1 protein-coding gene and 1 pseudogene are annotated in these 700 nt (G+C 50.7%); one reads left to right on the forward strand and one right to left on the reverse strand.

Annotated features, from left to right (window positions below; genetic code table 11):
- Window positions 1-440 (reverse strand): annotated as a pseudogene (locus tag H7848_RS19680) (integrase core domain-containing protein); the annotation flags it as partial.
- A 75-nt stretch (window positions 441-515) separates the two neighbouring features.
- Here H7848_RS19680 and H7848_RS19685 point away from each other — a divergent pair.
- On the forward strand, window positions 516-668 hold the full coding sequence (locus H7848_RS19685) for a hypothetical protein (RefSeq protein ID WP_208354674.1): 153 nt from the start codon (window positions 516-518) through the stop codon (window positions 666-668).
- Window positions 669-700 lie beyond the last annotated feature (32 nt).

The raw sequence follows: 700 nt of genomic DNA on the forward strand, positions 1-700 counted from the left end.
AGATTGGCGTAGACAGCCGGAGCCAGCCCGCCAAGCGATGTGTGTGGTCTTTGTGTGTTGTAATCGATCCTCCAGTTTTCGATGATCTTCCGTGCTTCAGCGAGATTGCCAAAGATGTGTTCGTTCAAGCATTCATCTCGCAGTCGGCCATTGAAGCTTTCCACAAATGCGTTTTGCATTGGCTTTCCGGGCGCGATGTAATGCCAACCAACGCCGGTTTCCTGGCACCACCTCAGCACGGCGTGAGATGTCATTTCCGTTCCGTTATCTGAGACGATCATATCGGGCTGGCCGCGTCTGTGGATCAGATCATCCAGTTCGCGGGTCATCCGCGCTCCTGACAACGAACGATCCACGACAGTTGCCAAGGCTTCGCGTGTGCAATCATCCACGATGCATAGAACACGGAACCGCTGGCTATCCTCAAAGGCGTCCGACATCGAGCCATTGGAACGCCATTGGTCCGAGAGACTGTCCGTCTTCAGAGTTTTTCGGAGAACTGAGGCTGTTTGGTAGTGGAGGCTCTGGTTCAGTTTCAGTTTCAGTTTCAGTTTCAGTTTCAGTTTCAGTTTGAGTTTGAGTTTGAGTTTGAGTTTGAGTTTGAGTTTGAGTTTATGCGGCAGCTGATTGGTGCTGCAAGCGACGTGTTTGGATTGTCTTCTTTTTGATCTCCTCTCTCATTTTCAGGATCTTTGCGTCG

Source organism: Pseudaestuariivita rosea, assembly GCF_017592335.1.
Classification (GTDB): Bacteria; Pseudomonadota; Alphaproteobacteria; order Rhodobacterales; family Rhodobacteraceae; genus Parasulfitobacter; species Parasulfitobacter rosea.